The sequence below is a fragment of the Ruminococcus bromii genome (genome assembly GCF_928721825.1).
Taxonomy (GTDB): Bacteria; Bacillota; Clostridia; order Oscillospirales; family Acutalibacteraceae; genus Ruminococcoides; species Ruminococcoides bromii.
Genome location: NZ_CAKMVP010000003.1, coordinates 1,122,638 through 1,148,740, shown reverse-complemented (window position 1 = coordinate 1,148,740; position 26,103 = coordinate 1,122,638). Strand labels below are relative to the sequence as shown.

The following is a 26,103-nucleotide window of genomic DNA, read 5'->3' as shown; positions in this document are numbered from 1 at the left end:
CCGAATAACGGAAGGTAATAAGACTTAGAAGATTAAGACTGTTACCGGCCGAGAAAAGAATATATATGGAGGTTAAAATGATAAAAAACATAAGCATAGATTTACTTGTTCCTTTTGAAAATCATCCGTTTAAGAAAAGAAACGGAATCGAACATCAAGAATTAACAGAAAGCATAAAAGAAAACGGATTGCTTGAACCGATAATAGTTCGTTCTTTTCCGGCGGGTAAATATGAAATTATCAGCGGACACAGACGAGTTGAGGCGTGCAAGGAACTCGGGATAACAAGCGTACCCGCAATAATCGAAGAACTCACAAAAGACGAGGCGATTGTGCAAATGGTGGATTCAAACATACACCGTGAACATATTTTACCGAGCGAAAAAGCTTTTGCATACAAAATGAAATCAGAGGCTTTGAAACATCAAGGTAAAACTTATGGACAAGTTGTCCACAAGTCAAGAGATAACATATCCGATACCGAAAGCGGCAGAAATGTTCAGCGATATATCCGCTTAACAAACTTAATACCCGAATTACTTAAACTTGTTGACGAGGAAAGGATAGCCTTTACTCCTGCGGTTGAACTTTCATATCTGTCGGAATATGAACAACAAATATTACTTGAACAAATAGAATTTACCGATGCAACACCGTCATTATCGCAAGCACAGCGATTAAGAAAATTCAGTGAACAAGGTAGATATTCAACTGATGTTGTATTTGCCGTTTTGTGCGAAGAAAAGCCCAATCAAAAAGAACAGGTTAGATTTATGGAAGATGATATACGCAAATATTTTCCGAAGAACTACACCAAATCCGATATGCAAAAGATAATTATTTCACTGCTTGAAAAATGGCAAAGGCAAAGAGAAAGAAATAGAAGGGACGAAAGATGACAGATAAAAACAAATCAATATATGCACCGTATTTTGAAAAGAATGATGAAGCGTTCTTTATGAAAATAGGCAACACAACTTATGAAGTCAGTACACATTTTAATCCTAACGGCAGAGAAAATGTGCTTCAACAATTTGAAGATTTACTTACAGAATTAAAGATAGCATAAGTTTGCACAATCGACACTGCGGCATTGCAAGTGTACAATACCTATACATTGTAATGCCCTGTTGTCCACAGAAAGGAGCAAATAGTTTATGGCAACAAACAAAAATATACAAGGGCAAGAAGAAAGAATCACCGCTCTGTATTGCCGCTTATCTCAAGACGACAATTTAGAGGGTGAGAGTAATTCAATATCAAATCAAAAAGAAATTCTTATGACTTATGCAAAGAAAAACGGATATTTACATCCGCAATTCTTTGTTGATGACGGTATCAGCGGAACAACATTTAACCGTCCCGGTTTTCAGGAAATGGAAAACCTTATTGAAGCTGGTAAGGTATCAACCGTAATTGTAAAAGATTTATCCCGTTTTGGCAGAGAGCATTTGCTTTGCGGTCATTATACGGAAATTGTCTATCCGACTTTAGGCGTCAACTTCATCGCCATACAGGAAAATGTTGATACCACGAAAGGTATGGGAACGGAAATGATGCCGTTTCATAACATTTTTAACGAATGGTATGCTGCACAAACTTCAAAGAAAATCCGTGCCGTTAATGAAATGAAAGCCTCAAAGGGTATGAGGATTTCTTCAACAGTGCCTTATGGTTACAAGAAAATTGAAGGTAACAAGGAGCAATGGTACATAGATGAGCCTGCGGCTGAAATTGTTAGAAAGATATTTAATCTTTGCATTTCGGGTAAAGGTCCGTCGCAAATTGCAAGACAACTTGAAGCTGAAAAAGTGCTTACGCCGACAGCATATTTCAATTCCGTAGGTAAGAAAATAAGCAATCCTATGCCTGTTAACATCTATCATTGGAGAGAAAATTCTATTGTTCATATTCTTGAAAACAGACAATATACCGGCTGTACTGTAAACGGCAAAAGTACAACAGTCAGTTATAAAGTGCATAAGAAAATTGAGAAATTACAAGAGGATTATCAGATTATTCCAAACACACAAGAAGCAATTATCAGTGAAAACACTTGGTTGAGAGTGCAAGAACTCAGGAAGAACAAAAGGCGAAATACCGCAACAGGAAGAAGGAGTTTGTTCTCAGGTTTAGTATATTGTGCCGATTGCGGTTCTAAACTTCACTTTTGTGCTTCTAAAAGCTTAAAGAAAAATCAAGAGTTTTGGAGGTGTTCTTCCTACAAAGACGGTCGTGGTACTTGCACAATTCACTTTATACGAGATGTTGTACTTGAAGCAATCGTTAAAGAAGCCATATCCGAACTTGCGGATTTTGTTCGTTGCTACAACAGTGCATTTCTTTATCTTATCTCCGAAAAGAAAGGTGCAGAATCCATAAATCGAGAAAAATCTTTGCGAGCCAAAACCGAAAGTGCAAAGCAAAGAATATCCGATTTGGACAAGTTATTCTCAAGAATTTATGAGGATAATATTCTCGGTAAGTTATCCGATGATCGTTATTCCCGTATGGCAAATGAATACGAAGCTGAGCAAAAGCGACTTATATCAGAGGTTGAAGAAAATGGAAAAGCTCTCATTGAACTTCAAAAGCAAACTGTTGATATGAAGATGCTCTATCAAGGGCTTATGGAATTTACAGAGATGAAACAGCTTACTCCGACCGTTGTAAACAAACTTATTGAGCGTATTGAAATTCACAACAATGAGAAGAAACATTCTCACAATAATGTTAAAGTGGATATTTATTTTACGGCAGTCGGGTTATTTGACATCCCAACAGAGCAGCAGCTTATTAATATAATGGAAAGAGTAAAACAGAAAAAAGCGGAAAAATCCGCTTAAATAAAGAAAAGGTGTAACCCCCTTTATCGGGATTACACCATAATTCCTTAAATACTGCCTTATTAGCCCATGGCTAAATCTGACGGGGATTTGACTTTGTTGTAAGCGATTACGCTTTCTTGGATTTTGAGGTGATTTTGTCTGCAATTTTGGTAACTATGACGCAGAGGATGATTGTGAAAACCATATCGGGCAGAGTGTTGCCGACGATAATGTCAACATTCATCAGGAAACGATATACCGCAAAGCCTGCAAGCCATACTATAATGTTGCAGATGTCAACGGCTTTGTTTGCTCTGTCTTTTTTGAGAATGAAAAAGTCTGCAATCTGAATGGCAATCATCGGAGCAAATACCGAACCGATGAGATAGAGAAAATCGGTAATGTCATCCATAGGATAAACAATTGCGGCGATTACACCTACTATTGTTACTGCAACGGCAACATATTTTCCTTTGAGTTTTGAGAATATCGACTCACTCGAAATTCCTGCCGAGTAAGCATCAAGGAAGGTTGTTGTAACTGTTGAAAGAATTACAATTACAAGACCTGCAATGCTGAGTCCTGATTTAAGCATGATTTTTGCAATATCGCTTTCGCCTGTAAGGATAGATGCACTCATACCGATTATGTACATCCAACAGCTTACCGCACCGTAAACAAGTGTGCTTGCGAGAGTTGCCTTGAACGGCTTTTCCGCCTCTCTTGTGTAGTCGCTGATGAGCGGTAACCATGAAAGCGGCATTGCTACCGAAAGCTCAACTGCCGCACCGAATGACATTGAGTCATCGCCTGCCGCACCCATACCGTTGCCGTTTCCGAAAATAAAGAAACACATCACGATTGTGAGAATGAACAGTGCCGCCATTGCGATTGTGTTGAGCTTGCCGAGGTTTGAAATGCCGACAAGAATCCAAAGCACAATCAATGCGCCGATTACGATACAGGCAATCCACCTGCCTGTGTCGCCCATATTCAGAATACTGTTCACGGAAAGCGAACCGTCATAAATCATAATGGCTGTCCAGCCGACAAGCTGAATAACATTGAGGACAGAGAAAAGAAGTCCGCCCTTGTTGCCAAAGCTCATTTTTACGGTTTCCATTGAGCTTTTACGGCACTTACCGCCGATGAGTCCTGCACAAAAGAGCATTGCACATCCGATTATGTGACCGATGATTACGGCTAAAATTCCCTTTTCAAAACCTAACGGAGCAAAGTATGTACCTGTGAGAATTTCGGCGATTGAAACGCCTGCTCCGAACCATATCAAACTGTTTTCAAATACACTTGTCTGCTTTTTCATTGCTCTGCCTCCGAATTTTCTTTTGTAAATTTACTTTGAATGTCAAAAGCGTGGTTCATGGGACCGCTGCCTTTGCCGAGGTCAAGCATTGCCGCAAGTGCGCCTGAAATATAATCCTTTGCACGCTTTACGGAAGCGTCAAGGTCAAAGCCTTTTGCAAGATTTGCGGCTATTGCACTTGAAAGTGTACAGCCTGTTCCGTGTGTGTTGGGATTGTTGATTCTTTTGCCGTTGTACCATGTGTAGGTGCCGTCTTTAAAGAGCAAATCGTTTGCATCGTTAATCTGATGTCCGCCCTTGCAGAGAACCGCACAACCGTACTTTTCGCTGATTATTTCAGCGGCTTTTATCATTTCTTCCTCATTTGAAATTTTCATTTCAGAGAGAACTTCCGCCTCCGGAATATTCGGTGTAAGAACTGTTGCAAGCGGAAAGAGATGCTCTTTGAGCGTGCTTACCGCCTCGTCGCTGATAAGCTTTGCTCCGCTTGTTGCCACCATAACCGGATCGACAACAATATTTTTTGCATCGTACTTTTTCAGCTTGTCAGAAATTGTTTTGATAAGGCTTGATGAAGAAACCATTCCGATTTTTACGGCATCGGGATAAATATCCGTAAAGATACTTTCAAGCTGTTCACCCAGAAATTCGGGTGTGGATTCCATAATTGCCGTAACGCCGGTTGTGTTCTGTGCGGTAAGTGCGGTGATTGCGCTCATGGCATAAACACCGTTTGTTATCATAGTTTTGATATCCGCTTGAATACCGGCGCCTCCGCTGCAGTCACTGCCAGCGATTGTTAATGCTGTTTTCATTTTAATCTCCTCTTTGCATTAATTTTTTACAGCGACAAAAGGTGGTGCCCCCAATCTGCCGCTTTTTCAAAGCTGTCTGCGTAGTAATCGCAAACGGCTTTTATTCTGTTTTTATCATTCCTGCTCGATTCGTCATACACTCCCACCGTTTTGAAACCTGCCTTGTGAGCAGTTTCTGCGGCAAAAACAGCGTCCTCGAATACAAGCGTTTCACTCGGAGCTGTTCCGAGTTTATCAGCACAGGCAAGGTAAATGTCGGGACTTGTTTTGCCTTTTCCGATTTGTGAACAGGTCACAATGTCCGTAAAATATTTTAGAATACCGAGCCTTTCAAATGCCTTTTTAATATGCGTTTTGTCGCTTGATGTTGCAATAATCATTTTGATATTGTTCGATTCCAAAAACTGCAAAATTTCTTTTGTACCGTTTTTTAAACCGACCTCATAAAAGTAAAAATCTTCAATGATTTTCAGCACACCCGAAACTATTTCATCAGTTGAAAAGGAAAGAGTATACTGCTTTTTCATATACTCTGCACCTTCCGTCAGACTCATATCACAGAGCTTTTCGGAAAGTCCGTTTTCGGCTGTTTTGCCGACAGACGAGAGGTAACGCTCTCCTGCGTCATCCCATATCTTCATTGAATCGAGAAGTGTGCCGTCAACATCAAATATTGCAGATTTAATCATTTGCAACCGTCTTTTCCGTAAGTGCTTTAAGCTCTGCTGTTGCCTTTGTAATATCGGGCTGAGCGAAAATAGCACTGATAACGGCAATGCCTACGATACCTCTGCCCTTGAGTTCCGTAACATTTTTGGAGCTGATTCCGCCGATTGCGATTACAGGAATGTCAACAGCCTCACAGATTTTCTGAAGTTCATCGTGTGAAACATCGTCTGCATCGTCCTTTGAGCCTGTTTTGAAAACTGCTCCGACTCCGAGATAATCTGCTCCGTGCTTCTGAGCAAGAAGAGCCTGTTCAACAGTCTGAGCCGAAACACCGATGATTTTGTCGTCACCGAGAATCTTGCGGACATTGCCTGCCTCCATATCACTCTGACCGACATGAACACCGTCAGCGTCAATTTTTTTTGCAATTTCTACATTGTCATTGATTACGAAGGGAACATTGTACTTTTTGCAGAGTTTCTGAATTTCAAGAGCCTCTTCAAGAAAATGCTTTTGGTCAAGGTTTTTTTCTCTTAACTGAATGAATGTTGCACCGCCTTTAATAGCCTTTTCAACCTGACTGCAAAGTGTTTCACCGTTAAGCCATGCTCTGTCGGTTACGGCATAGAGCAACAAATCTTTTTTATCGCAATTCATACTTTGCTCCTTTTTCAAGTGTTTCGGCATCCATATTATAGATAGCGTCAATAATTCGGTTGCGGTATGTTGAGTTGCCGTCTGTTTCTGCCATATTTGCAAAAGCGATTTCACCTGCAAGTCCCATTGTACAAACTGCTGCGGCAGTTGCCTCAAGAACATTGTCGGGATTTGCAACGATAAATGCAGTTGTCATACCCGAAAGCTGACAGCCTGTTCCTGTGATTTTGCTCATCTCGGGACGACCGTTGCGGATTACATAGCACTTTTCGCCGTCACTTACAAGGTCAATAGCGCCTGTGATTGCAATTACGCATCCCGACTTTTTGGCATAATCCTTTACAAATGCAACTGCGTTATCGAGATTTTCTTCTGTTACCGCATCCGATACATCGGCATCAACACCCTTTGTTGTGCCGCTTCCGAGTGCAAGAGTTTTGATTTCCGAGATGTTACCTCTGATAACATCAAATTTGATTTCTTTTGCAAGCTTAACCGCTGTGTCTGTGCGAAGCTTGCTTGCGCCTGCGCCGACAGGATCAAGTAGAATTTTGTGAGAAAGTTCGTTAGCTTTTTTGCCTGCAATGAACATACCCTCAATTGAGTTTTTGTTAAGTGTACCGATGTTGATGTTAAGACCGCCGCAAATGCTTGTGATGTCGGCAACATCATCGGGTTCGTCTGACATAATCGGACTTCCTCCGCAAGCGAGAAGTACATTTGCAACATCATTTACTGTTACATAGTTTGTGATGTTGTGTACAAGCGGTACATTTTTTCTTACATTTTCAAGACAATTTCCAATCATAGCGGATTCTCCTTTATAAAAATAAAACGGACGCACCAACAAAAGGTGTGTCCGTAAAGGCTCGCTGTTTCCCTCCGTTGGCATTATCCAAATCAGGTCATAGGTCGAGGCATTCAGCCTCCTCTCAGCCGACTAACTTGTCAGCTCCCTTACTTATAATATACAATTTGTGTCGTAATTTGTCAATGAAAACTTGACAAATAGTCACCGAGAACGATTATACGAATCTATCCTCAGTAAAATCTTCTGTATTCAGTATATCTTTTATGTAAAAAACACTGATTTTTAAATATCAGTTGACTTGAAGAAGAAAAAACAGTACAATAAAAATGACAGAAGATAAGGTTGACTTTTGTTGTTAAAAGGGGCTACCTTTGATTAAATATTTATTAAACAGGAGAGAAAGTATGTTTTGTAAAAATTGCGGAAGGCAGTTACTGCCTAATGAAAAGTTTTGTGCCGATTGCGGAACGCCTGTACCCGTACAGGAATCAGCTATACAGAACGAAAAGCCGATTGCAGAAAATCAGTCGGTTGAACAGACTGCCGATATGAATGTTCGGAATGAGCAGACTCAGCCTGTTGAAGTTCAGCAGACTGACGCGTTTAATAATCAGACTGCCGCAAACGATTATGCCGCACCGCAGTATCAGACCGTTAATGCACAGGGCGGATATAATCAGTATCAGAACGGACAGCAGGGCGGATATTCTTATGATTATAACAATCAGGGCGTTCAGCCACAGTATGCACAGCCGATTCCAAAGAAAAAGTCAAAGACACCGTTTATAATCACTGCCTGCGGAGTTGCGGTTGCGCTGGTTATCGCAATTGCTGTGTTCTTTATCTTTACAAATCTTAACAAGGCGACTCCTCAGGGTCAGATTCAGGGTACATGGGTTGCCGAAGAGGACGGCGTAAGAATTCAGCTCGAGTTCAAGCCCGACGGTACAATCAATATTCCGAATGCAAAAGAGCTTGGCAAGCTTATTTCAAGTTATGCCGGCAGTTCCGATTACAGTGATTTCATAAACTATGATGAGATTTTTAATATGATTAAACTGACATACAGCATTGATGACCAAAAGACCCTTTCGGTGAATTTTGAGGTGTCTTTTATCAATCAAAGTCAGTCGCAGTCACTCAAATGGTCGGATGATCCCGCAAACGGCGGTTCGGATACATGGGGTATTGACGGAGATAATCTCTATATTGCCGGCACAAAGCTGACAAGAGTTAATAGCTGACAACTATGTTGAATAACTAAAAACAAGGGGCTGTGGCAGAATGCTGTGATAGCCCCGTTTTTATCGGTTGAATATTCAGAGCAGAGAAGCGGAAAGAGTCCTGTATTGTATAGACGGTCAGCTTGATTACTCAGACTTTCCGCCGCCCGAATATAAATACTTTTCAAGACTGTCAAGGGTCGGCTACAACAACCGTCATAAAGGCTGGGACATAAACATCTGCCTTGAATGGCAGTACAAGCTCAGAACGGCTATGTAACCCGACCTGTGAATGAAGCTTTTGAATGCTCCGAGCAGAGAGCAAAGGAACTCATTGACGGCGATATATCTCACATTGTTTTTCGGAAAGTATATTTCGGTATATGAACCCACTTCAATATAATTTCTTCCGAGTCCGGACAGATCCTTTGTTATGATGATTCCGATTTTTCTGTCCTCAATCAGATGGAGCATACGGCGAAAGGCGGGTCTTTCAAAATTCACTCCGCTGTAACCGTCATCCGCAAACACCTGTGCGTTTTCAAAGCCGTTTTTTAATTTGTTCGAACAGAGCCTTTTGTTGTTCTGTGAGAGTGGCTCTGAGCTTTGTTTCAAGCCGCACAACGGTTACAAACGATCCGCCTTTGTCTATGCCGTTTGCTATGCTCTGCGCTGTTTTTTTAAAGAATGAGCGCCTTAATGCAATCTTAATACAGAGTGCCGAATCATTACACCGTTTTTTTATATTTCACGGTATACTCTTTGTAAACAAGTAGAAATAGGAGAAGTATATATGCCTAAAATTACACATAGAAAAAAGCGGCTGTCATCCTTTAAGCTGATCGTTTTGGGCTTTGCCGGCGTCATAGTGCTTGGAGCGCTGATATTGATGCTGCCGTTTTCATCGACTGCCGGAGTTGTTACGCCGTTTCACGAGGCGCTGTTCACATCGACCTCCGCCGTTTGCGTTACGGGGCTGGTCGTGCAGGATACGGGCAGTTATTGGTCCGCTTTCGGGCAGACGGTAATACTGCTGCTGATTCAGATAGGCGGGCTCGGTGTTGTGACAGTTGCGGCATTTTTCGCTATGCTGTCCGGCAGAAAAATATCGCTGATGCAGCGCAGTACCTTGCAGGATGCCATCTCTGCCCCGAAGGTCGGCGGGATTGTCCGCCTGACTCGTTTTATTGTGCGGGGAACTTTTTTGATCGAGCTTATCGGGATGATCGTCATGCTGCCGACATTTTGCGGAAACTACGGTATTAAGGGAATTTGGATGGCGGCGTTTCATTCGGTTTCCGCCTTTTGCAACGCCGGTTTTGACATACTCGGCACCGCCGAAAACAAATACCCGTCACTTACGGGATACATAGGAAATCCGGCGATAAACATTACAATTATGCTTTTAATTATTGTGGGCGGTATTGGATTTTTGACCTGGGACGATATTTACACAAACAAGTGGCATTTCAAAAAATACCTTATGCAAAGTAAGGTCATATTGGTAACAACGGCAATCCTCATTATCGCTCCCGCAGTATTCTTTTTCTTCTGCGATTTTACGGGGCTGCCGCTCGACAAAAGGATTCTTGCGTCGCTTTTTCAGTCTGTCACACCGAGAACCGCCGGTTTCAATACCGCTGATCTTCCTGCTATGACCGGTTCTTCCAAGGCAATTATGATCCTGCTCATGCTCGTCGGCGGCTCGCCCGGCTCCACGGCAGGCGGTATGAAAACGACCACGCTTGCCGTTCTGATTCTGAGTGCATTCTCCGTCTGTCGCAAAAAGGACGATGCCGAAGTCTGCGGCAGGCGCATTGACGGTTCGGCAGTGAAAAACGCCGCAGCCGTTGCCGTAATGTATTTCCTGCTGTTTTTTGTCGGCGGCATTGTTATCAGCACGGCAGAAGGTCTGCCGCTTAGCACCTGCCTTTACGAAACGGCGTCCGCTGTCGGAACGGTCGGGCTTACCCTTGGAATCACACCGCAGCTCGGTGTTCTTTCTCAGCTTATTTTGATCGTCTTGATGTATCTCGGCAGAGTCGGCGGACTTACCCTGATTTACGCGGCGGTTTCCAACAAAAATCATAGTGGAGCAAAGTTGCCGCTCGAAAAAATCACAGTCGGATAAAGGAGTTACTATATTATGAAAAACATATTGTTAATAGGTCTCGGCAGATTCGGTAGGCATATTGCTTTGCAGCTGAATAAGCTCGGACACGAGGTGATGGCGGTAGACATCAACGAAGAAAGAGTCAATGAAAGTCTGACGATTGTCACCAATGCACAGATCGGCGACAGCACAAACACGGAGTTTTTAAGGTCGCTCGGCATCGGGAACTTTGATGTGTGCATCGTCACCATCGGCGGAAATTTTCAAAACTCGCTGGAAACCACTTCTTTGCTGAAAGAACTCGGCGCAAAATTAGTTGTATCCCGTGCCGAGCGTGATGTGCAGGAAAAATTCCTTCTGCGGAACGGAGCGGACGAGGTCATTTACCCGGAAAAACAGGTAGCAAATTGGGCTGCTATTCGGTACACCGCCGACCACATTCGGGATTACATTGAGGTTGATGAGGGTCATGCCATTTTTGAGGTAGAGGTGCCGGAGGGATGGATCGGCAAAACCGTCGGAGAACTGGATATCCGCAGAAAATACAGCATCAATATTATGGCAACCAAGGAGAACGGAAAAATCAATATGGCAGTTTCACCGGAAACCGTTCTTACGGACAAGATCACTCTTTTGGTTCTCGGTGCTTACAAAGAACTGCAAAAGTGTTTTCGCATTTAACAGAGGTGAATGAGGATGGCTGAGCTATTGCTGATTGTCAGCCTGCTTGCCGTATTTGTTTTCGGATTTTATCTTATGAGCAGGCTGGATCAATTTCTTGAAGAAAACAGAAAGGCACTGTTAAAGGAAAACGAATCCTGCGAGCCTTCCGAAGTCCTGCTGCCGCATGGACTGTCCGAAAGTGAAATATTATGTGAGATCCGCCGTTTTCGTGAAACGCACGGAAATGTCGATATTATTCTTTCCGATGGGCAGAAGAATGATTTTTAGGTTGCGGTAGATTTTTTTACAGTTTTACTGTATAATAATAAAATAAAAAGGGCGGTGAAACCGATGAAAGTACAAACCGAACAGTCAAAATTCGATACAGATGAGCATATCCTTGTCTGCCTATCCTCTTCGCCGTCCAATGCAAGGATCATACACACCGCCGCAAAGATGGCTAAGGTTCTTCATGCAAGATTTACCGCCATCTATGTGCAGACGGATACGGTCATAAATGATGAGGATCAGTCCCGGCTTTCGCAGAACATACAGCTCGCGCAAAGGCTCGGCGCCGAGATCGTTATGACGCACGGCGAGAATGTAGCGCTGCAGATCTCGGAATATGTCAGGCTTTCCGATGTCACAAAAATCGTGATCGGGCAAAGCAGTGCCAGACGCAGAGGGCTGTTTGGAAGACCGACTCTCACCGAAAAGCTGATCTCCTCCGCCCCCGATGTTGACATTCATATTATTCCCGACGCACTGAACTACACAAAGTCGCACAGACGCCGTCTGTTCTTTGGTGCAGAGATACCGTCGCTGCGGGATATTGCCGTGACCGTCCTGGCGCTTGCCGTATGTACGGCGATCGGGTTTCTGTTTGACCATCTCGACTTTCCCGATACCAATATCGTTACGGTATACATCCTAGGTGTGCTGATGATCTCCGTTTTGACCAAAGGATACCTTTGCAGTATGGCAGGCTCACTTCTAAGTGTTGTATTGTTCGGATTTTTTCTTACCGAACCCAGGTTGTCCTTTCAGACCTATGCCGTAGGCTATCCCATTACCTTTGCAGTTATGCTGGCGTCTTCCGTTCTCACCGGCACGCTTGCCTCGAAGCTGAAAGATCATGCAAGGCTCTCGGCTCGCTCCGCGTTCCGTGTGCAGGTGCTGTTTGACACTGACCGTCTGCTGCAAAAAGCAAAAAGCAACGATGATGTTTTAAGCGTGACCTGTATGCAGCTCTCGCGGCTGCTTGACCGCAGTATTGTTGCCTATATGAAAGGCGAAAACGGAATGTTGTCCGGGCGGCTGTATGCCGAAAAAAAGGATACACACGCTGAAAAGCTGCTAAGCGATGCAGAGCGGCAGACCGCAGAATGGGTGCTTCAAAACGGTCGCCGTGCAGGAGCAGCGACAGCACAGTTTGGAAAATCCGAATGTCTTTATCTTGCAATCCGTGCAGGCGGCAGAGTCTACGGTGTAATTGGGATACCGATGAAACCCGAAAAGCCCGATTCATTTGAGAGCAGCATCGTACTGTCGGTTGTGAACGAATGTGCGCTGGCAATGGATAATGCTCACAACGCCGCCGAAAAGGAACGAGCGGCAGATTTTGCAAAAAGCGAGCAGCTGCGCGCCGACCTTTTGCGGTCGATCTCACACGATCTGCGCACGCCGCTTTGCTCCGTTTCGGGTAATGCGGACACGCTTTTGCATAACGGAAACTGCCTGGACGAAGCAACCAAGCAGCAGATCTATAAAGATATTTATGACGATTCCGAATGGCTGATCGGCGTGGTGGAAAATCTGCTGTATGTTACACGGCTGAATGACGGACGCCTGAAGCTGGAGCTTACCGACCAGCTTGTGGACGAAGTGGTCAACGAAGCCGTTTCGCATTTGAAGAAAAAATCCGTCGGACACAAGGTGACGGTAAGGTGCGACGATCTGATTCTTGCCCGTATGGACGCACAGCTTATCGTGCAGGTCATTGTCAACCTTATTGATAATGCTTTGAAATATACCGAACAAGGCTCCGAGATCTGCGTAAGTGCGGAAAAACAGGGCGGGGATGCCGTGATCCGAGTTACCGATAACGGAAACGGAATTGCAGACGATATGAAACCGCATATTTTTGAGATGTTTTACACCGGAAAAAATACCATCGCAGACAGCCGCAGAAGCTTCGGGATCGGGCTTACCCTGTGTAAATCTATCGTAGAGCTGCACGGCGGAACGCTGACGCTTACGGATAACGTACCGCACGGCTGCATATTTACCTTTACTTTACCGCTCAGCGAGGTGACTCTGAATGAATAAACCCCTTGTACTCGTCGTGGAGGACGACCGACCCATCCGCAATCTGATCGTAACAACGCTAAAGGCTCACGATTACCACTACCTGACCGCGGAGAACGGACACAGCGCTATTATAGAGGCGACCTCCCATAACCCGGATATCGTTCTGCTGGATCTGGGACTGCCGGATATCGACGGCACACAGGTGATCGAAAGCATCCGCTCATGGTCAAATATGCCCATTATTGTGATCAGTGCGCGCAGCGAGGATAAAGACAAAATCACGGCGCTGGATGCCGGGGCGGACGACTATCTGACAAAGCCCTTTTCCGTAGAGGAGCTTTTGGCACGCCTTCGGGTCACGCAAAGACGGCTGCTGCTGCTTCAGGCAAGCGGCGACGCCGACTCACCCGTTTTCCAAAACGGCAAGCTTAAAATCGATTATGCCGCCGGCTGCGCTTATCTAAATGGGGAGGAATTGCACCTGACCCCGATTGAATACAAGCTTTTGTGTCTGCTCTCTCATAATGTCGGAAAGGTGCTGACGCACACCTATATCACGCAGCAGATTTGGGGCAGCAGCTGGGAAAACGATATTGCTTCTCTGCGGGTGTTTATGGCGACCCTGCGCAAAAAGCTGGAGCCGCAAAAGGACGGTCCGCAATACATTCAGACGCATATCGGCGTCGGTTACCGTATGCTGCGGGTAGACTGAGAAAAGCGAGGAAACAAGGATTTGAACCGATATGCAATAGAAAATCTTTTCGGAATTGAAGGGCTGAATATCGCTTGGTACGGACTCATTATTACAAATTCTTCGCTCTGCTTTTTTCCTTACGGCGTTTACATAGAAGAAATCGACCAATGGCGGCAGGCAACCTTTTTCTACGAATCTGCATTGAATTTAGCTTTACTCACCGCTATGCTGATATGCTACCCGCATTTCAGGCGAAAAGGCTATCTTCTTCCGTTTTATATGATCGGGTACGGAACGATACGGTTTTTTGTGGAGGGGCTGCGCTCCGACAGCCTTTATCTCCTTCCGGGTATTCGTGTATCACAGGTGCTGTCCGGCTGCCTGATTATTCTCGGTATCGTTATACTTTTTATTATCAGTAAAAGACAGGTGGTGCGGCAATGAGAAAAGAGTGGACTTTGTTTCTCACCTTTCTTAAAATCGGCGCCTTTACCTTCGGCGGCGGATATGCTATGATTGCGCTGCTTGAAAACGAATTTGTAGAGCGCAAGAAGTGGATCGAAAAGGACGACTTTCTGAATATGGTAGCCATTGCCGAGTCTACACCCGGACCGGTTGCAATCAACAGCGCCACATACATCGGCTACAAAATTGCAGGCTTGTTCGGTGCTGCGGCGGCTACCGTGGCGGTTTGTATTCCTTCGTTTACCGTAATTTTTTGCATCTCACTGTTTTTTGATCAATTCTTAAGCCTTACATGGGTTTCCCGTGCTTTCCGCGGAATACAGGTATGTGTGATCTATCTGATCTCCTTTGCCGGCTTGAAAATGCTGAAAAGCATTAAAAGAAATGCCTTTAACACGGTCATATTGCTGTCGGTCATTGTTGCAATGCTGGCGTGCACTGTTTTCGCCGTTTCTTTTTCTTCCGTTTACTATATTCTGATTTGCGGCACAGCAGGAGTTGTAATTTTCTTCCTGAAAAAACTGCGGAAAGGAAACGACAATTAACAATGATCTACCTGAAATTATTCCTGAATTTTTTAATGATCGGCACCCTTTCCTTCGGCGGCGGATACGGAATGGTTTCCCTTGTAAGAGAAACAGTCATTTCAAACGGCTGGCTAACGGAAAGCGAATTCTTAAATTTCATTGCCGTTTCGGAATCGACACCCGGTCCGCTTGCCGTTAATATGGCGACATTTATAGGCTCCACACAAGGCGGCATTCTCGGCTCGTTTATTGCTACGCTCGGCGTTGTTCTTCCGTCTTTCATTATTATACTTTTAATTGCGGCGGTACTCAAAAACCTGATGAAATATGCCGGCGTCAACGCTTTTCTCTCCGGCGTCCGCCCATGCGTTATTGCAATGATTCTCGCTACGGCAATCGGTATGGCCATATCAACATTGCTTGGTTTTGCGAATATTCATTCGGCGCTTGCTCCGGATCCTAAATCCATTTTGGTCTTTGCCATTCTGTGGCTGACACATTTCGGATATAAAAGAATCAAAAAAACTGCACCGTCGCCGATTATAATGATACTCTTTTCTGCCGCACTCGGCATCTTGCTTTGGGGAGTATAAAACACAGCCTGTGCCAATTTGCCGTCCGAAACCGGGCGGCTTTGCTGTTTTTACGGAAATATACTGCTTACTATTCCGGACTGACGGACGCCGCCATTGTAGAATAAATCACTTTGCAGTAACTGTTACGCCCGCAACCTTAATCAAAGATCAAAATTTTTTCTAATCATTTTCCTGTTAGCTATAAAAAAGCACAACGCCACAGAGTTTTTAAACTCTGTGGCGTTGTGCTGCTCTCAATCGGTCACTTTTTGAAAGTATCCTTATGTGAGCCTGCCTTTTGCCGGGCTTCCCGGCGGAGTTTTTGGCGTGCCAAAAGGGATTCGAACCCCCGACCTTTCGCTTAGGAGGCGAACGCTCTATCCAACTGAGCTATTGGCACATAACATAACTATTGTATATGATGGCTTGCGATTTGTCAAGAAATTGGGAAATTTTCTTATTTTACTGAATATTCAAAAAAATTAAAAATAAGTGTTGACAAAAGTAAAAGCTTGTGATAGAATGAATCTTGCTGAAACGCTGAAAGGCGACATAAATAAACGGAGAGGTGTCCGAGTGGTTTAAGGAGCTAGTCTTGAAAACTAGTGATCCCGCGAGGGACCAAGGGTTCGAATCCCTTCCTCTCCGCCATTTTATTTTTATAGTGCATTTAACTTCACACGGAGGATTACTCAAGTGGTGAAGAGGCTCCCCTGCTAAGGGAGTAGGTCGCTAACGCGGCGCGAGGGTTCAAATCCCTTGTCCTCCGCCAAAGGTCCGTCGTAATCTATCAGAATTACGACGGGTCTTTTTCTTTTGGCGGAGTTGTTTTTTTATTCAATGTCAATAGTTGGGGTAACCCGAAAAAACAGAATATATGAGAATTACAAGCGGCAGAAATTAAACTGTCGCTTGTTGTTTTTACATATAATTTTATTTATTAGGCATTTTTTACAGGAGCGTACTCGCTGTTTACGGACTGATAATAACTAATCAAAAAAGTAGTTCAGCCGATTTGACTAAACTGCCTCTTATGTTATTCGTATTGTTTATAACAGCTTATCCCTCAAAATCCCATTTTGGAACATAGCTTTCGCTTGCAGAAGAAAGCTCCTGTGTAAATCCGTCAATATTGAGCCTCATCATTTCAAGCTTAACCTTGTCATATTCTCTGCGTGTGATTTTACGGTTAATTCGCGAAAAATCTTTGTCGCTGACCTTGCCCATAGGAATGTACTGACACATAAGGCTTAACAAAACCTGATCGCCAAACCTGCGTTTTACAATGTCAAGCACTTCAAGGCTGTTTTTAGTGTGTGCAGGCAGAATAAGATGCCTTACGATAACGCCTTTTTTCATAATGCCGTCACCGTCAAACTGCGGCAGACCGACCTGAAAAGTCATTTCGTGGATAGCGGCAACAGCCGTATTGACATAATTCGGTGCGGATGAATATTTTACCGCAAGAAAATCGTCCGCATATTTAAAGTCGGGAAGATAGATGTCAACAAGTCCGTCAAGCATACTGAGAGTTTTCGGGCTTGTGTAGCCGCTGCAGTTGTATACAATCGGAATCCTCGGTTTGTAAATTTCAAGACTTTTAACAACAGCGTGTGCAAAATGGTCGGCTGTTACAAGGTTAATGTTATGCACTCCCTTGTCCTCAAGCTCTTTGTAGCATTCGGCAAGCCTTTCCGGAGTGATTGTTCTTCCGCCGTTCTCGTTTGAAATTTCGTAGTTCTGGCAATAAACGCATCTCATTGTACAACCCGAAAAGAAAACAGTTCCGCTGCCCCTTGTACCGCTTATGCACGGCTCTTCGCCATAATGCGGAGCAACCCTTGCAACAACGGGCAGTTCGCCCATTTTACAAAAGCCGTTTCCGCTGTGAGCAGTACGAACCGCACCGCATTTTCTCGGACATAAATTGCAAATCATGATATCACCTTGTTGTCTGATATATAATGTTCGGCAGAACATTAAACACTATTGTACCACAAGTATGACAAAAGTTAAAGTCCTTGCAAATTAAAGTGTGAAATCAGTAAGATAATCTTCAATAATGTCGTCAAGCTGACAGAGTTCAAGTTCTAACTCGTTGCACATTTCGACAAGTTCGGTCATTTCCCGAAAGCTTTCGCTGATTCCCGAAACGGATTTTACAAGCTTTTTGCCGCAAAAGGCACTTATGCCGAAGGTGTTAATCCCGTCCTCAGGTGTATGATTTAATTTGTAGGTTATCATTTTTCCCTCCGAATGACAACCGATCACAATACAATGATACTATTATATTGCGAAATTGTCAATATTGTTACAAAAATATTGCTGAATTGTAAGCAAACAGTGATGCGTTAGTCATAAATTGTACATAATGACAAATGAATGTAAACCGCAGTTAAAGAATTATATAACAATAAAACTTTTGTTCTAAAGGAATCTTAAAAATGTGTAATAAAATGTTGAAAATACCGTGCAGCCTATATTTGCCGTGAAAACGGATTTTTCGGTAAATCACAAAACAATAACAATTAACTGATGAAATATTTCAATAATAGCTAATTATTGCTTTATGTCGGCTTTTATTTGTGCATAATGTATAAAAAGCACTCTCAAAGTTTGGCTTGAGGGTGCTTTTTTAGTTCTCAATAGGAAAAATACGGCATTTATAAATGTTAAAATATAGTTATCGTGCGGTACTTTATGCGAAATAATATTTAGGAGTGAAAATATGAGATTACGCAAACCATTATCGATTCTTCTTTCTCTGTCCATGATTGCAGGTATGTCAGCCTTTGCTTCAAATGCGGCGGTGACAAGCGACAAATCGGTTTCTGCCGGCAGCTATTACAACGCAAGCTATCTTGAAAGCTATGCGAGCAAGGCATATAACGAGTCGGGGCTTGGCTCTGTTTACAGCAAGACCTCAACATCTTGGAAAACCTGGTCACCTGACGCGTCGTCCGTAAAGCTCAAGCTCTACACAACAGGTTCTGACAACGAGGCGGGCGCTTCGGCAATCGGCACCTATGATATGAAAAAAGACAGCTCAACAGGTGTTTGGTCAATCAGCCTTAACGGCGATTTTAAGAATAAGTATTATACATATCTTGTAACAGTAAACGGCACAACCAAGGAAACACAGGATGTTTACTCACAGGCTGTCGGTGTAAACGGCAACCGTACAATGGTTGTTGACCTTGACTCAACCGATCCGAGCGGTTGGTCGGACGATAAGCATGTTCTCTTTAACAGCGCATCCGAGGCGGCTGTATGGGAAGTTCATGTGCGAGATTTTTCAGTTTCCAAAAACTCCGGTGTGAGTGAGGATAACAAGGGTAAGTACCTTGCATTTGCCGAGGGCGGCACAACCCTTAATTCAGACACAAGTTCATCAGCCGTTTCAACAGGCATTGACTACCTTGTTGAGCAGGGCATTAACTGCGTTCAGCTTATGCCTGTTTATGATTTCGGTTCGGTAAAGGAAGATGTTGCAAGTTCTTCTTCAAACCGTAACTGGGGTTATGATCCGGTGAACTATAACGCTCCCGAGGGTTCATACTCAACGAATCCTTATGACGGCAACACAAGGATTACAGAGTTCAAGCAGATGATTCAGGCTCTTCACGACAGAGGAATTTCCGTTGTAATGGATGTTGTTTACAACCATACATATTCTACGGATTCATGCTTTAACAGAACTGTTCCCGGCTATTATTACAGAATGAATTCATCATCCTCATATTCAAACGGTTCAGGCTGCGGTAGCGAAACTGCGTCAGATAAGCTGATGTACAGAAAGTATATGATTGAATCCGTAAAGTATTGGGCGGAGGAATATCACATTGACGGCTTCCGTTTTGACCTTATGGGTATTCACGATATCACAACAATGAACGATATCCGTTCTGCTCTTGACGGACTTTATTCAGACGGTTCGGGTAAAAAGATTCTCATGTACGGTGAACCGTGGACAGGCGGTAGTGTTGCAATTTCCGACGGTTGTTCGCAGTCAAAGGCAGGTTTGCTTAATTCAAGGGTAGGTATGTTCTGCGACAGCTACCGTGACGCAATCAAGGGAAGCACAGACGGTTCCGATAAGGGATTTGTTCAGGGCAACACCGATAAGAGCGGAACGGTTGCAAACGGTGTAACCGGCAAGGGCTTCTCTGCTCAGGCTCCTTCACAGACAATTGCTTATGCCGACGCTCACGACAACCTTATCCTCTGGGATAAAATTGTAAAGAGTAACGGTTCATCAAGCTGGAATTCAACATCTTCATCGCTCAAGGGTCAGGTTAAGAAAGTAATGGGACTTCTCCTTACTTCACAGGGTATCCCGTTTATGACGGCAGGCTCGGAATTTTGCCGTACAAAACAGGGTGATGCGAACAGCTACAAATCAAGCGACGCAATAAATGAGATTGATTGGTCAAGAGTAAATACCTACTCGGATGTTGCCGCTTATTACAAGGGACTTCTTGAAATCAGAGAAAACTATTCTCCGATGAAGAGTTCAACATTCAACACTCCTTCATTCCAGTCAACATACGGCGATGTTGTTGCTTACACATATTCAAACAACAAGTCAAATGAGTGGGGCAAGGTTTGCGTTCTTGTAAACGCAAGTCCAACAAATGATTGGCCGATTACACTTGACGGCAGCGGCTGGACAGTAGTTGCAGACGGCAAGACAGCAGGTCTTAAGAGTCTTGGCACAGTTTCGGGCAACACATACACAGTTCCCGCAAACAGCGCCTGCGTACTGGTTCAGAGTTCAACATTTGACAATCTTAAGGTTAGTGAAAAAACATTCGGTACGGTAACAATCAAACATATTGACGACAGCGGCAAGGTGCTTAAAACATCAACAGCAAAATATGCAGACGGTACAACATACCGTACTTACCCCGACACAACCATCCTTTATGACTACGCTCTCAAGGACACTCAGGGTGTAACTTCGGGTACTGTTACAGGCGGAAAGAATTACAATGTAACTTATGTTTACAGCTCCAGCGGTATTCGTTCAGGCTATGTGACCGTAAATTATGTTGACGAAAACGGTGAGTCAATTAAGGATACCGTTTCAACAAAGTATCGTGAAGGCGACAGCTACAGCGTTCCGTTCACATCAATTCAGGGCTATCAGCTTGACACGGACAAGTATCCTGCCAACACGACAGGTAAATTTAACGGTACTAACACAACCATTAACTTTGTTTATAAGGCACTTGACAAAACAAGTTCGGTTGTTCACTACTATAACTCAAACAACTGGTCAAATGTTCGTTGCTATGCTTACACAGACGGCGGCGAAGAGCCTAACGGCAAGTGGAACAACGCAACTGTTATGACAAGTGAGGGCAACGGATGGCTCAAATGCACAATTCCTGCACCAAGCTCATATGTAATGTTCCACACAAACTCACAGCAGGAGCCGGGTGCAAACGAGACAGGCTACCTTGTTTCGGGCGAGGCATGGGTTCAGAATAAGAAACTCAGCTTTAGCAGCAAGGTTATCACAAGCCACATTGATGCCGCAACAGGTGAAAAGATTGCCGATGATGAAATTTTAATTCAGTCAAAGGTTTCTTCAGACGATACATACAAAACTTCTCCGCTTTCGGGCAGAACAGATGTTATTGCTCCCATAAATGCATCGGGCAGCCTCTCATCGGGTGTTATCAATGTTGTTTATCTTTACACTTCGTCGGAGCGTCCTTCAACTGCTCCTTCAACGGTAACTCCTACCACAGCTCCTGCTACACAGCCGACGGAAAAAATCCTTATCGGTGATGCTGATCTCAACGGTACAATTGATATAATTGACGCAACAGTAGTTCAGAAGTATATTGTAAAGCTTACAACGCTCTCAGACAAGGCTCTTATCGCAGCCGCAAGATGTGACGCTGACGGCGAGAATAATATCGTAAGCATTAAAGATGCAACATACATTCAGACGTATGCCGCAAAGCTTGACGGTTATGCGAATGTAGGCACTTACTATGAGCCGGAGGTTACTCCGACAACCGCTCCCGTGACTGAGCCTGCAACAGAAGAGCCGACAGTTGCTCCGACAACCGTTCCTGCAACAACAGCTCCTGTTACAGAGCCTACAACCACTCCGTCATCAACCTATACAGTTAAGTTTGCGGATTCACTCAACTGGGACGGCACAATCTACTGTTATTCATGGGTTGACGGCGGCAATCCGACAAAATCTTGGCCGGGCGTTGCAATGACATATCTCAACACAAATGATTACGGTCAGAAGGTTTACTCGGTTGAAGTTCCGAACACTGTTAATTACATTATTTTCACAAACGGTTCGAGTCAGACCATTGATATCGGTTTTGACGGCACTTCGCTCAATTATTATACAGAGTCGCAGTATGACTCACATGGTCATGCTTATGTCGGCACATGGTAATCATTTTTTGAAAAAGTGTAAATAAGTAAAAACACAAGTCGGCAAGACAGTACGCAAATTAAACTGTCTCGCCGGCTTTTTATCTTGGCTTGAAATCAAATCTGCGGCGACAGGATAAAAGCGTGACACATTTTACGGGTGCATTTAGTTTTGTTCTGTCAAGAAGCCGAAGAACCTTGCCAACCGTAAAGAAAATTTTAAAAAAACTCTTGACGAATGTGGCTGAGGATGATATAATAATCAAGCTGGCTCATTCGAGGGCATCTTCAAAAATGAAAACACTTCAAAAAATTTTAAAAAAGTTTGAAAAAAGTGTTGACAAATGACGAAGAATGTGATATATTATATAAGCACTCGAAATTACAGAGCAAGCACAGGAGCGAAAAGCTTAATTTGCTGGTGTAGCTCAGTTGGTAGAGCAGCTGATTTGTAATCAGCAGGTCGGGGGTTCAAGTCCGTCCACCAGCTCCATTGAAGCCTACTGTTTAGGCAGTAGGCTTCGATTTTTGAAAACTTAATATGGGAGAATTCCCGAGTGGCCAAAGGGGGCAGACTGTAAATCTGTTGCGTTTCGCTTCGATGGTTCGAATCCATCTTCTCCCACCAAAAATCGACAAATCTCGTAAGGGGTTTGTCGATTTTACTTATTAACTTTTTTACGGCTCAATGTCAATAGTTGGGGTAACCCGAAAAAATTTAATATATGAGAATTACAAGCGGCAGATTAAGTTCTGCCGCTTGTTTTAATGGGTAAACCCATTAATATAAGCGAGATGAATTCAATCGAAAAATTCATCTCGCTTTTTGCTTGAAGATTAAATTGTTTGCTGAATAAAATCAGAAATCATCGTCGAAATCCGTGTCAAATTCATCATCTAAATCAGACGAAAACAAGTCGTCATTATCTTCATCTTCGTCATCATTCATAATATCTTCAATCACGGTGAACTCAAGACCTTTTTCAAGCGGGTCAAGCGTTCCGTCATGGTTTAAATCAAACAATCTTTCAAAATCAAAAATGCCCATAAATTTTCCTCCTTAACATATGGGATATCCTATATGTTAATCATATCAAATGAGGTGTACGATAAAACGGACTTTCCTTTGCTGTCAGACAAATTTATTGAGTTCTGCGTTGTATTTATAGTCAATTGCAGAAAGCTTGCTTTCAATTTCTTCTTTACTGCAACCGAGATCGTCACACATTTTATCAAGGCTGGGGTAGAAATCACGCAGCTTTGTATTAACAAAGCTTAAAAGAATCATCGGATCGTTCGGAATTGTATTTTCAGCCATAATAATCGCCCTTTCAAAATTATTTACTGTATTTACTAATCTTACAATTAGTAGTATAATATACAGGTACAAATTTGTAAACGGTATTTTGTGTGATGCCGTGTGTAACAGATAAATTTTTTTCAAAGGAACTTGGAAATGGATAAGAAATTTGATGTTGTAATCGTTGGCACAGGTGCGGCCGGACTTTATGCGGCACTTAATTTTCCCGAAAGCGTGAATATTCTTCTTGTTTCAAAGCGTGAACTTCAGCTTTCAAACAGCTCTCTTGCGCAGGGCGGTGTTGCGTGTGTGCTTGATACGGTTCACGACAGCTACAAGCTGCATATTACGGATACATTGATTGCGGGAAAGTATAAAAATACTCTTTCCGCTGTTGAAAAGCTTGTTACCGAAGGTCCTTCGGATGTTCTTAAAATAAAAGACCTCGGTGTTGATTTTGACCTTAACGAGGACGGCACAATGTGCAAAACTCTTGAGGCAGGTCACAGCAGAAACAGGATTGTTCATCATAAGGATTCAACAGGCAAGGCAATTGTTGACGGACTTATCGCAAAGGTTACTCAGCTTAAAAATGTTACCGTGTGTGACAACGCTCTTGTTTATTCAATTGACAAGGTGCTGAACGGTTTTTATATAAGCATTTTGAGAAACGGTGAAAAGCTTCACTACGGCTGTAACTACTGTCTGCTTGCAACAGGCGGTATCGGCAGAGTTTATAAATACACAACCAACTCCGCAATTGCAACAGGTGACGGCATTGCGTTTGCATATATGCTTGGTGCAAGAATTAAAAATCTTTCGAGAATACAGTTTCACCCGACAGCATTTGCGGCTGATCATGGCAGAGAGCGTTTTCTTATAAGTGAGGCTGTTCGTGGTGAGGGTGCGGTTCTGCTCAACTGCAACGGTGAGAGATTTGCCTCAAATTATGACAGCAGAGGAGAGCTTGCTCCGAGAGATGTTGTTTCAAATGCGGTTATGCTTGAATCAATTAAGACAAACAGCGAGAATTTCTATCTTGACATAACCCACAAGCCGGCTGATTTTGTAAGAAATCGTTTTCCGATGATTTATGAAAGATGCCTTGAAGAAGGCGTTGACATTACAAAGGACAGAATCCCTGTATTTCCGTGCCAGCATTACCTTATGGGCGGTATTGATGTTGACCTTCATTCACGCACAACCGTTGAGGGCTTGTATGCCGCAGGAGAGTGCTCGCACACAGGTGTTCACGGTGCAAACCGTCTTGCAAGTAACTCGCTCCTTGAGGCGCTTGTTTATTCAAGAACAGCCGCGCTTGATATTACGGATAAAATAAACAAATTCGGCAGAAGAACTCTTGGTGAAGAACCTGTTTACCGTCCTGTTGAGGGCAAGACCATGCCGCATGGCTGTCGTTCAAAAATCAGAGAGATTTTGCAGGACGCATATTTTGTTCTTCCGAAGCCTGAAAAATATGAAGAAAGCAGTAAGCAGATTCACGAGATTATGAGTGAACTGTTTGCAGAAAAGTACGAAATCAATTCCGACCTTGTTGAGGCAAGAAGTGCGGCAATTGTTGCAAGTATCATTTTTGACGAAATTATGGAGGGTACAGACTGATGACACTTAACAGCATTTATGTTGACAATCTTATCAAAACCGCATTGCTTGAGGATATCAACTATCTTGACACAACAACCGATTACCTTATTGACGAAAATCAAGAAAACACGGCAATTTTCCTTGCAAAAAGTTCAGGTGTTCTTTGCGGTATCGAGGTTGCGCTCCGTGTGTTTGAAATCCTTCAGCCAAACGGTTTTGAGGCAAAGGTTTATAAGCATGACGGCGACAAGCTTGTAAAGGGCGAAATCATCGCTGAAATTCACGGTAAGACAAGAACAATTTTAAAGGGCGAGAGAACGGCTCTTAACCTTATTCAGCATATGAGCGGTATTGCAACCGCAACAAACAAGGCTGTTGAAATTGTCAGCGGTACAAAAGCTTCGATTGCCGACACAAGAAAGACACTCCCGGGTATGCGTCCGCTCCAGAAGTATGCCGTTACGGTTGGCGGCGGAAGAAATCACCGTTACAATCTTTCCGATGCCGCAATGCTCAAGGATAACCACATTGACGCAGGCGGCGGAATTGCCAACGCTGTTTCAAAGCTTAAATCAAAACTCGGTCATATGACCAAGGTCGAGCTTGAAGTAAGAAACCTTGACGAACTCAATCAGGCTCTTGAGGCAGGCGTTGATGTTATTATGCTCGACAATATGAGCCCCGAGCTTATGAAACAGGCTGTTGACATCACGGCAGGCAAGGCACTTCTTGAGGCAAGCGGCGGCATCACCGATGAAACTCTTCGTGACATTGCCGAAACCGGCGTTGATATCATCTCAATGGGTGCGCTCACTCATTCGGTTAAGGCTTTTGATATTTCACTTAAAATTAAATAACCCTGAATCAAAAAGGTTATGAAAAGATTTTGAACTGAAAATAAATCCTATTGAATTTTTACGCAAGGTTTTGCAGTAATTTTCAATAGGATTTTTGTTTTATATTTATTTCAGATTTATTGTTCTTGCTAAGAAATAAAATTACAGACAAACAAGTGCCTGCTGAATATTTGTGCGATAATATGCAAAAATATTAAATAGAATTGACTTTTAAAAGAAAATGCGTTAAACTGTATTTACTGAAAATATTTGTTAGAAC

The 26,103-nt window shown here is 43.3% G+C and carries 25 protein-coding genes and 5 tRNA genes; 19 read left to right on the top strand and 11 right to left on the bottom strand.

The genetic code is table 11. The features are described 5' to 3' along the window. Window positions 1-77: 77 nt before the first annotated feature. The 3 genes from QDI94_RS05845 to QDI94_RS05835 all read left to right on the top strand — a co-directional run bounded on the left by QDI94_RS05845 (window position 78) and on the right by QDI94_RS05835 (window position 2,846). The gene (locus tag QDI94_RS05845; protein WP_278867860.1) at window positions 78-899 is read left to right on the top strand and encodes a ParB/RepB/Spo0J family partition protein; all 822 of its coding nucleotides are present in this window, start codon (window positions 78-80) and stop codon (window positions 897-899) included. Continuing rightward, a complete protein-coding gene (locus QDI94_RS05840; protein WP_178573970.1) occupies window positions 896-1,069 on the top strand; it encodes a transposon-encoded TnpW family protein in 174 nt (57 codons plus the stop codon). The genes QDI94_RS05845 and QDI94_RS05840 overlap by 4 nt, the downstream gene beginning before the upstream one ends. 88 nt (window positions 1,070-1,157) lie before the next feature. Next, entirely contained in the window at window positions 1,158-2,846 is a 1,689-nt protein-coding gene (locus QDI94_RS05835) for a recombinase family protein (protein WP_278867856.1), read from the top strand. Window positions 2,847-2,955: 109 nt separating this feature from the next. On the opposite strand, the gene cytX is transcribed toward QDI94_RS05835, so the two are convergent. From cytX to thiM, 5 genes are read right to left on the bottom strand one after another with little or no spacing between them, the layout of a single operon-like run. Then, window positions 2,956-4,152: a putative hydroxymethylpyrimidine transporter CytX gene (gene cytX, locus QDI94_RS05830; RefSeq protein ID WP_101028783.1), complete on the bottom strand. Its 1,197-nt coding sequence runs from the start codon at window positions 4,150-4,152 to the stop codon at window positions 2,956-2,958. Continuing rightward, window positions 4,149-4,967: a bifunctional hydroxymethylpyrimidine kinase/phosphomethylpyrimidine kinase gene (thiD, locus tag QDI94_RS05825; RefSeq protein WP_021882611.1), complete on the bottom strand. Its 819-nt coding sequence runs from the start codon at window positions 4,965-4,967 to the stop codon at window positions 4,149-4,151. Before thiD ends, cytX begins: the two co-directional genes overlap by 4 nt. A 26-nt stretch (window positions 4,968-4,993) precedes the next feature. Next, window positions 4,994-5,656, bottom strand: coding sequence for an HAD family hydrolase (locus tag QDI94_RS05820; RefSeq protein ID WP_278475275.1), 663 nt, complete (start codon window positions 5,654-5,656; stop codon window positions 4,994-4,996). Beyond that, a complete protein-coding gene (gene thiE, locus QDI94_RS05815; RefSeq protein WP_015522708.1) occupies window positions 5,649-6,293 on the bottom strand; it encodes a thiamine phosphate synthase in 645 nt (214 codons plus the stop codon). Before thiE ends, QDI94_RS05820 begins: the two co-directional genes overlap by 8 nt. Next, window positions 6,280-7,101 carry a hydroxyethylthiazole kinase gene (thiM, locus tag QDI94_RS05810; protein ID WP_015522707.1) on the bottom strand — a complete coding sequence of 274 codons (822 nt, stop codon included), beginning with the start codon at window positions 7,099-7,101 and terminating at the stop codon, window positions 6,280-6,282. The genes thiE and thiM overlap by 14 nt, the downstream gene beginning before the upstream one ends. Before the next feature lie 407 nt (window positions 7,102-7,508). On the opposite strand from thiM, the gene QDI94_RS05805 reads away from it, so the two are divergent. Then, window positions 7,509-8,348 (top strand): zinc ribbon domain-containing protein, encoded by an 840-nt coding sequence (locus tag QDI94_RS05805; protein ID WP_278475276.1) that lies wholly within the window; start codon window positions 7,509-7,511, stop codon window positions 8,346-8,348. A gap of 195 nt (window positions 8,349-8,543) precedes the next feature. On the opposite strand, the gene QDI94_RS05800 is transcribed toward QDI94_RS05805, so the two are convergent. After that, window positions 8,544-8,951 (bottom strand): recombinase family protein, encoded by a 408-nt coding sequence (locus QDI94_RS05800; protein ID WP_278419164.1) that lies wholly within the window; start codon window positions 8,949-8,951, stop codon window positions 8,544-8,546. A 169-nt stretch (window positions 8,952-9,120) separates the two neighbouring features. On the opposite strand from QDI94_RS05800, the gene QDI94_RS05795 reads away from it, so the two are divergent. The 8 genes from QDI94_RS05795 (at window position 9,121) to QDI94_RS05760 (ending at window position 15,692) form a co-directional block, all read left to right on the top strand. Further along, window positions 9,121-10,458, top strand: coding sequence for a TrkH family potassium uptake protein (locus tag QDI94_RS05795; protein ID WP_278475278.1), 1,338 nt, complete (start codon window positions 9,121-9,123; stop codon window positions 10,456-10,458). A 15-nt stretch (window positions 10,459-10,473) separates the two neighbouring features. Then, on the top strand, window positions 10,474-11,121 hold the full coding sequence (locus tag QDI94_RS05790) for a potassium channel family protein (RefSeq protein ID WP_101028778.1): 648 nt from the start codon (window positions 10,474-10,476) through the stop codon (window positions 11,119-11,121). A gap of 15 nt (window positions 11,122-11,136) precedes the next feature. Further along, on the top strand, window positions 11,137-11,391 hold the full coding sequence (locus tag QDI94_RS05785) for a hypothetical protein (protein ID WP_278867854.1): 255 nt from the start codon (window positions 11,137-11,139) through the stop codon (window positions 11,389-11,391). A gap of 63 nt (window positions 11,392-11,454) precedes the next feature. Then, complete coding sequence (locus QDI94_RS05780; RefSeq protein WP_278867852.1) at window positions 11,455-13,431, top strand: ATP-binding protein; 1,977 nt, start codon at window positions 11,455-11,457, stop codon at window positions 13,429-13,431. Further along, the gene (locus QDI94_RS05775) at window positions 13,424-14,125 is read left to right on the top strand and encodes a response regulator (RefSeq protein WP_117970610.1); all 702 of its coding nucleotides are present in this window, start codon (window positions 13,424-13,426) and stop codon (window positions 14,123-14,125) included. Before QDI94_RS05780 ends, QDI94_RS05775 begins: the two co-directional genes overlap by 8 nt. A gap of 21 nt (window positions 14,126-14,146) precedes the next feature. After that, window positions 14,147-14,551 carry a prolipoprotein diacylglyceryl transferase family protein gene (locus QDI94_RS05770; RefSeq protein WP_278867850.1) on the top strand — a complete coding sequence of 135 codons (405 nt, stop codon included), beginning with the start codon at window positions 14,147-14,149 and terminating at the stop codon, window positions 14,549-14,551. Continuing rightward, entirely contained in the window at window positions 14,548-15,117 is a 570-nt protein-coding gene (locus tag QDI94_RS05765) for a chromate transporter (protein WP_278867847.1), read from the top strand. The genes QDI94_RS05770 and QDI94_RS05765 overlap by 4 nt, the downstream gene beginning before the upstream one ends. A gap of 2 nt (window positions 15,118-15,119) precedes the next feature. After that, complete coding sequence (locus QDI94_RS05760) at window positions 15,120-15,692, top strand: chromate transporter (protein ID WP_278419157.1); 573 nt, start codon at window positions 15,120-15,122, stop codon at window positions 15,690-15,692. Window positions 15,693-15,997: 305 nt separating this feature from the next. Here QDI94_RS05760 and QDI94_RS05755 read toward each other — a convergent pair. Then, a tRNA-Arg gene (locus tag QDI94_RS05755) sits at window positions 15,998-16,074 on the bottom strand. A 162-nt stretch (window positions 16,075-16,236) separates the two neighbouring features. Between QDI94_RS05755 and QDI94_RS05750 the strand changes: the two genes are divergently transcribed. Both QDI94_RS05750 and QDI94_RS05745 read left to right on the top strand, forming a co-directional pair. Then, a tRNA-Ser gene (locus QDI94_RS05750) sits at window positions 16,237-16,325 on the top strand. A 31-nt stretch (window positions 16,326-16,356) separates the two neighbouring features. Beyond that, window positions 16,357-16,446, top strand: a tRNA-Ser gene (locus QDI94_RS05745). Window positions 16,447-16,733: 287 nt separating this feature from the next. On the opposite strand, the gene QDI94_RS05740 is transcribed toward QDI94_RS05745, so the two are convergent. Together QDI94_RS05740 and QDI94_RS05735 are read right to left on the bottom strand one after the other, a co-directional pair. Then, window positions 16,734-17,612 carry a radical SAM protein gene (locus tag QDI94_RS05740; protein WP_278867845.1) on the bottom strand — a complete coding sequence of 293 codons (879 nt, stop codon included), beginning with the start codon at window positions 17,610-17,612 and terminating at the stop codon, window positions 16,734-16,736. Between the two features lie 90 nt (window positions 17,613-17,702). Continuing rightward, entirely contained in the window at window positions 17,703-17,918 is a 216-nt protein-coding gene (locus QDI94_RS05735; protein ID WP_278867844.1) for a DUF6514 family protein, read from the bottom strand. Between the two features lie 484 nt (window positions 17,919-18,402). Between QDI94_RS05735 and pulA the strand changes: the two genes are divergently transcribed. The 3 genes from pulA (at window position 18,403) to QDI94_RS05720 (ending at window position 22,710) form a co-directional block, all read left to right on the top strand. Next, window positions 18,403-22,104 (top strand): type I pullulanase, encoded by a 3,702-nt coding sequence (gene pulA, locus QDI94_RS05730; protein ID WP_278867843.1) that lies wholly within the window; start codon window positions 18,403-18,405, stop codon window positions 22,102-22,104. A 395-nt stretch (window positions 22,105-22,499) separates the two neighbouring features. Then, window positions 22,500-22,575, top strand: a tRNA-Thr gene (locus QDI94_RS05725). Between the two features lie 50 nt (window positions 22,576-22,625). Further along, a tRNA-Tyr gene (locus tag QDI94_RS05720) sits at window positions 22,626-22,710 on the top strand. Window positions 22,711-22,941: 231 nt separating this feature from the next. Here QDI94_RS05720 and QDI94_RS05715 read toward each other — a convergent pair. Both QDI94_RS05715 and QDI94_RS05710 read right to left on the bottom strand, forming a co-directional pair. Next, window positions 22,942-23,130 carry a hypothetical protein gene (locus QDI94_RS05715; RefSeq protein WP_117978865.1) on the bottom strand — a complete coding sequence of 63 codons (189 nt, stop codon included), beginning with the start codon at window positions 23,128-23,130 and terminating at the stop codon, window positions 22,942-22,944. An 84-nt stretch (window positions 23,131-23,214) separates the two neighbouring features. After that, window positions 23,215-23,400, bottom strand: a complete 186-nt coding sequence (locus tag QDI94_RS05710; protein WP_015523376.1) for a DUF4250 domain-containing protein — start codon at window positions 23,398-23,400, stop codon at window positions 23,215-23,217. Window positions 23,401-23,538: 138 nt separating this feature from the next. On the opposite strand from QDI94_RS05710, the gene QDI94_RS05705 reads away from it, so the two are divergent. Further along, on the top strand, window positions 23,539-25,005 hold the full coding sequence (locus tag QDI94_RS05705) for an L-aspartate oxidase (protein WP_021882606.1): 1,467 nt from the start codon (window positions 23,539-23,541) through the stop codon (window positions 25,003-25,005). Continuing rightward, a complete protein-coding gene (nadC, locus tag QDI94_RS05700; protein ID WP_278867840.1) occupies window positions 25,005-25,844 on the top strand; it encodes a carboxylating nicotinate-nucleotide diphosphorylase in 840 nt (279 codons plus the stop codon). The genes QDI94_RS05705 and nadC overlap by 1 nt, the downstream gene beginning before the upstream one ends. Window positions 25,845-26,103: the final 259 nt, after the last annotated feature.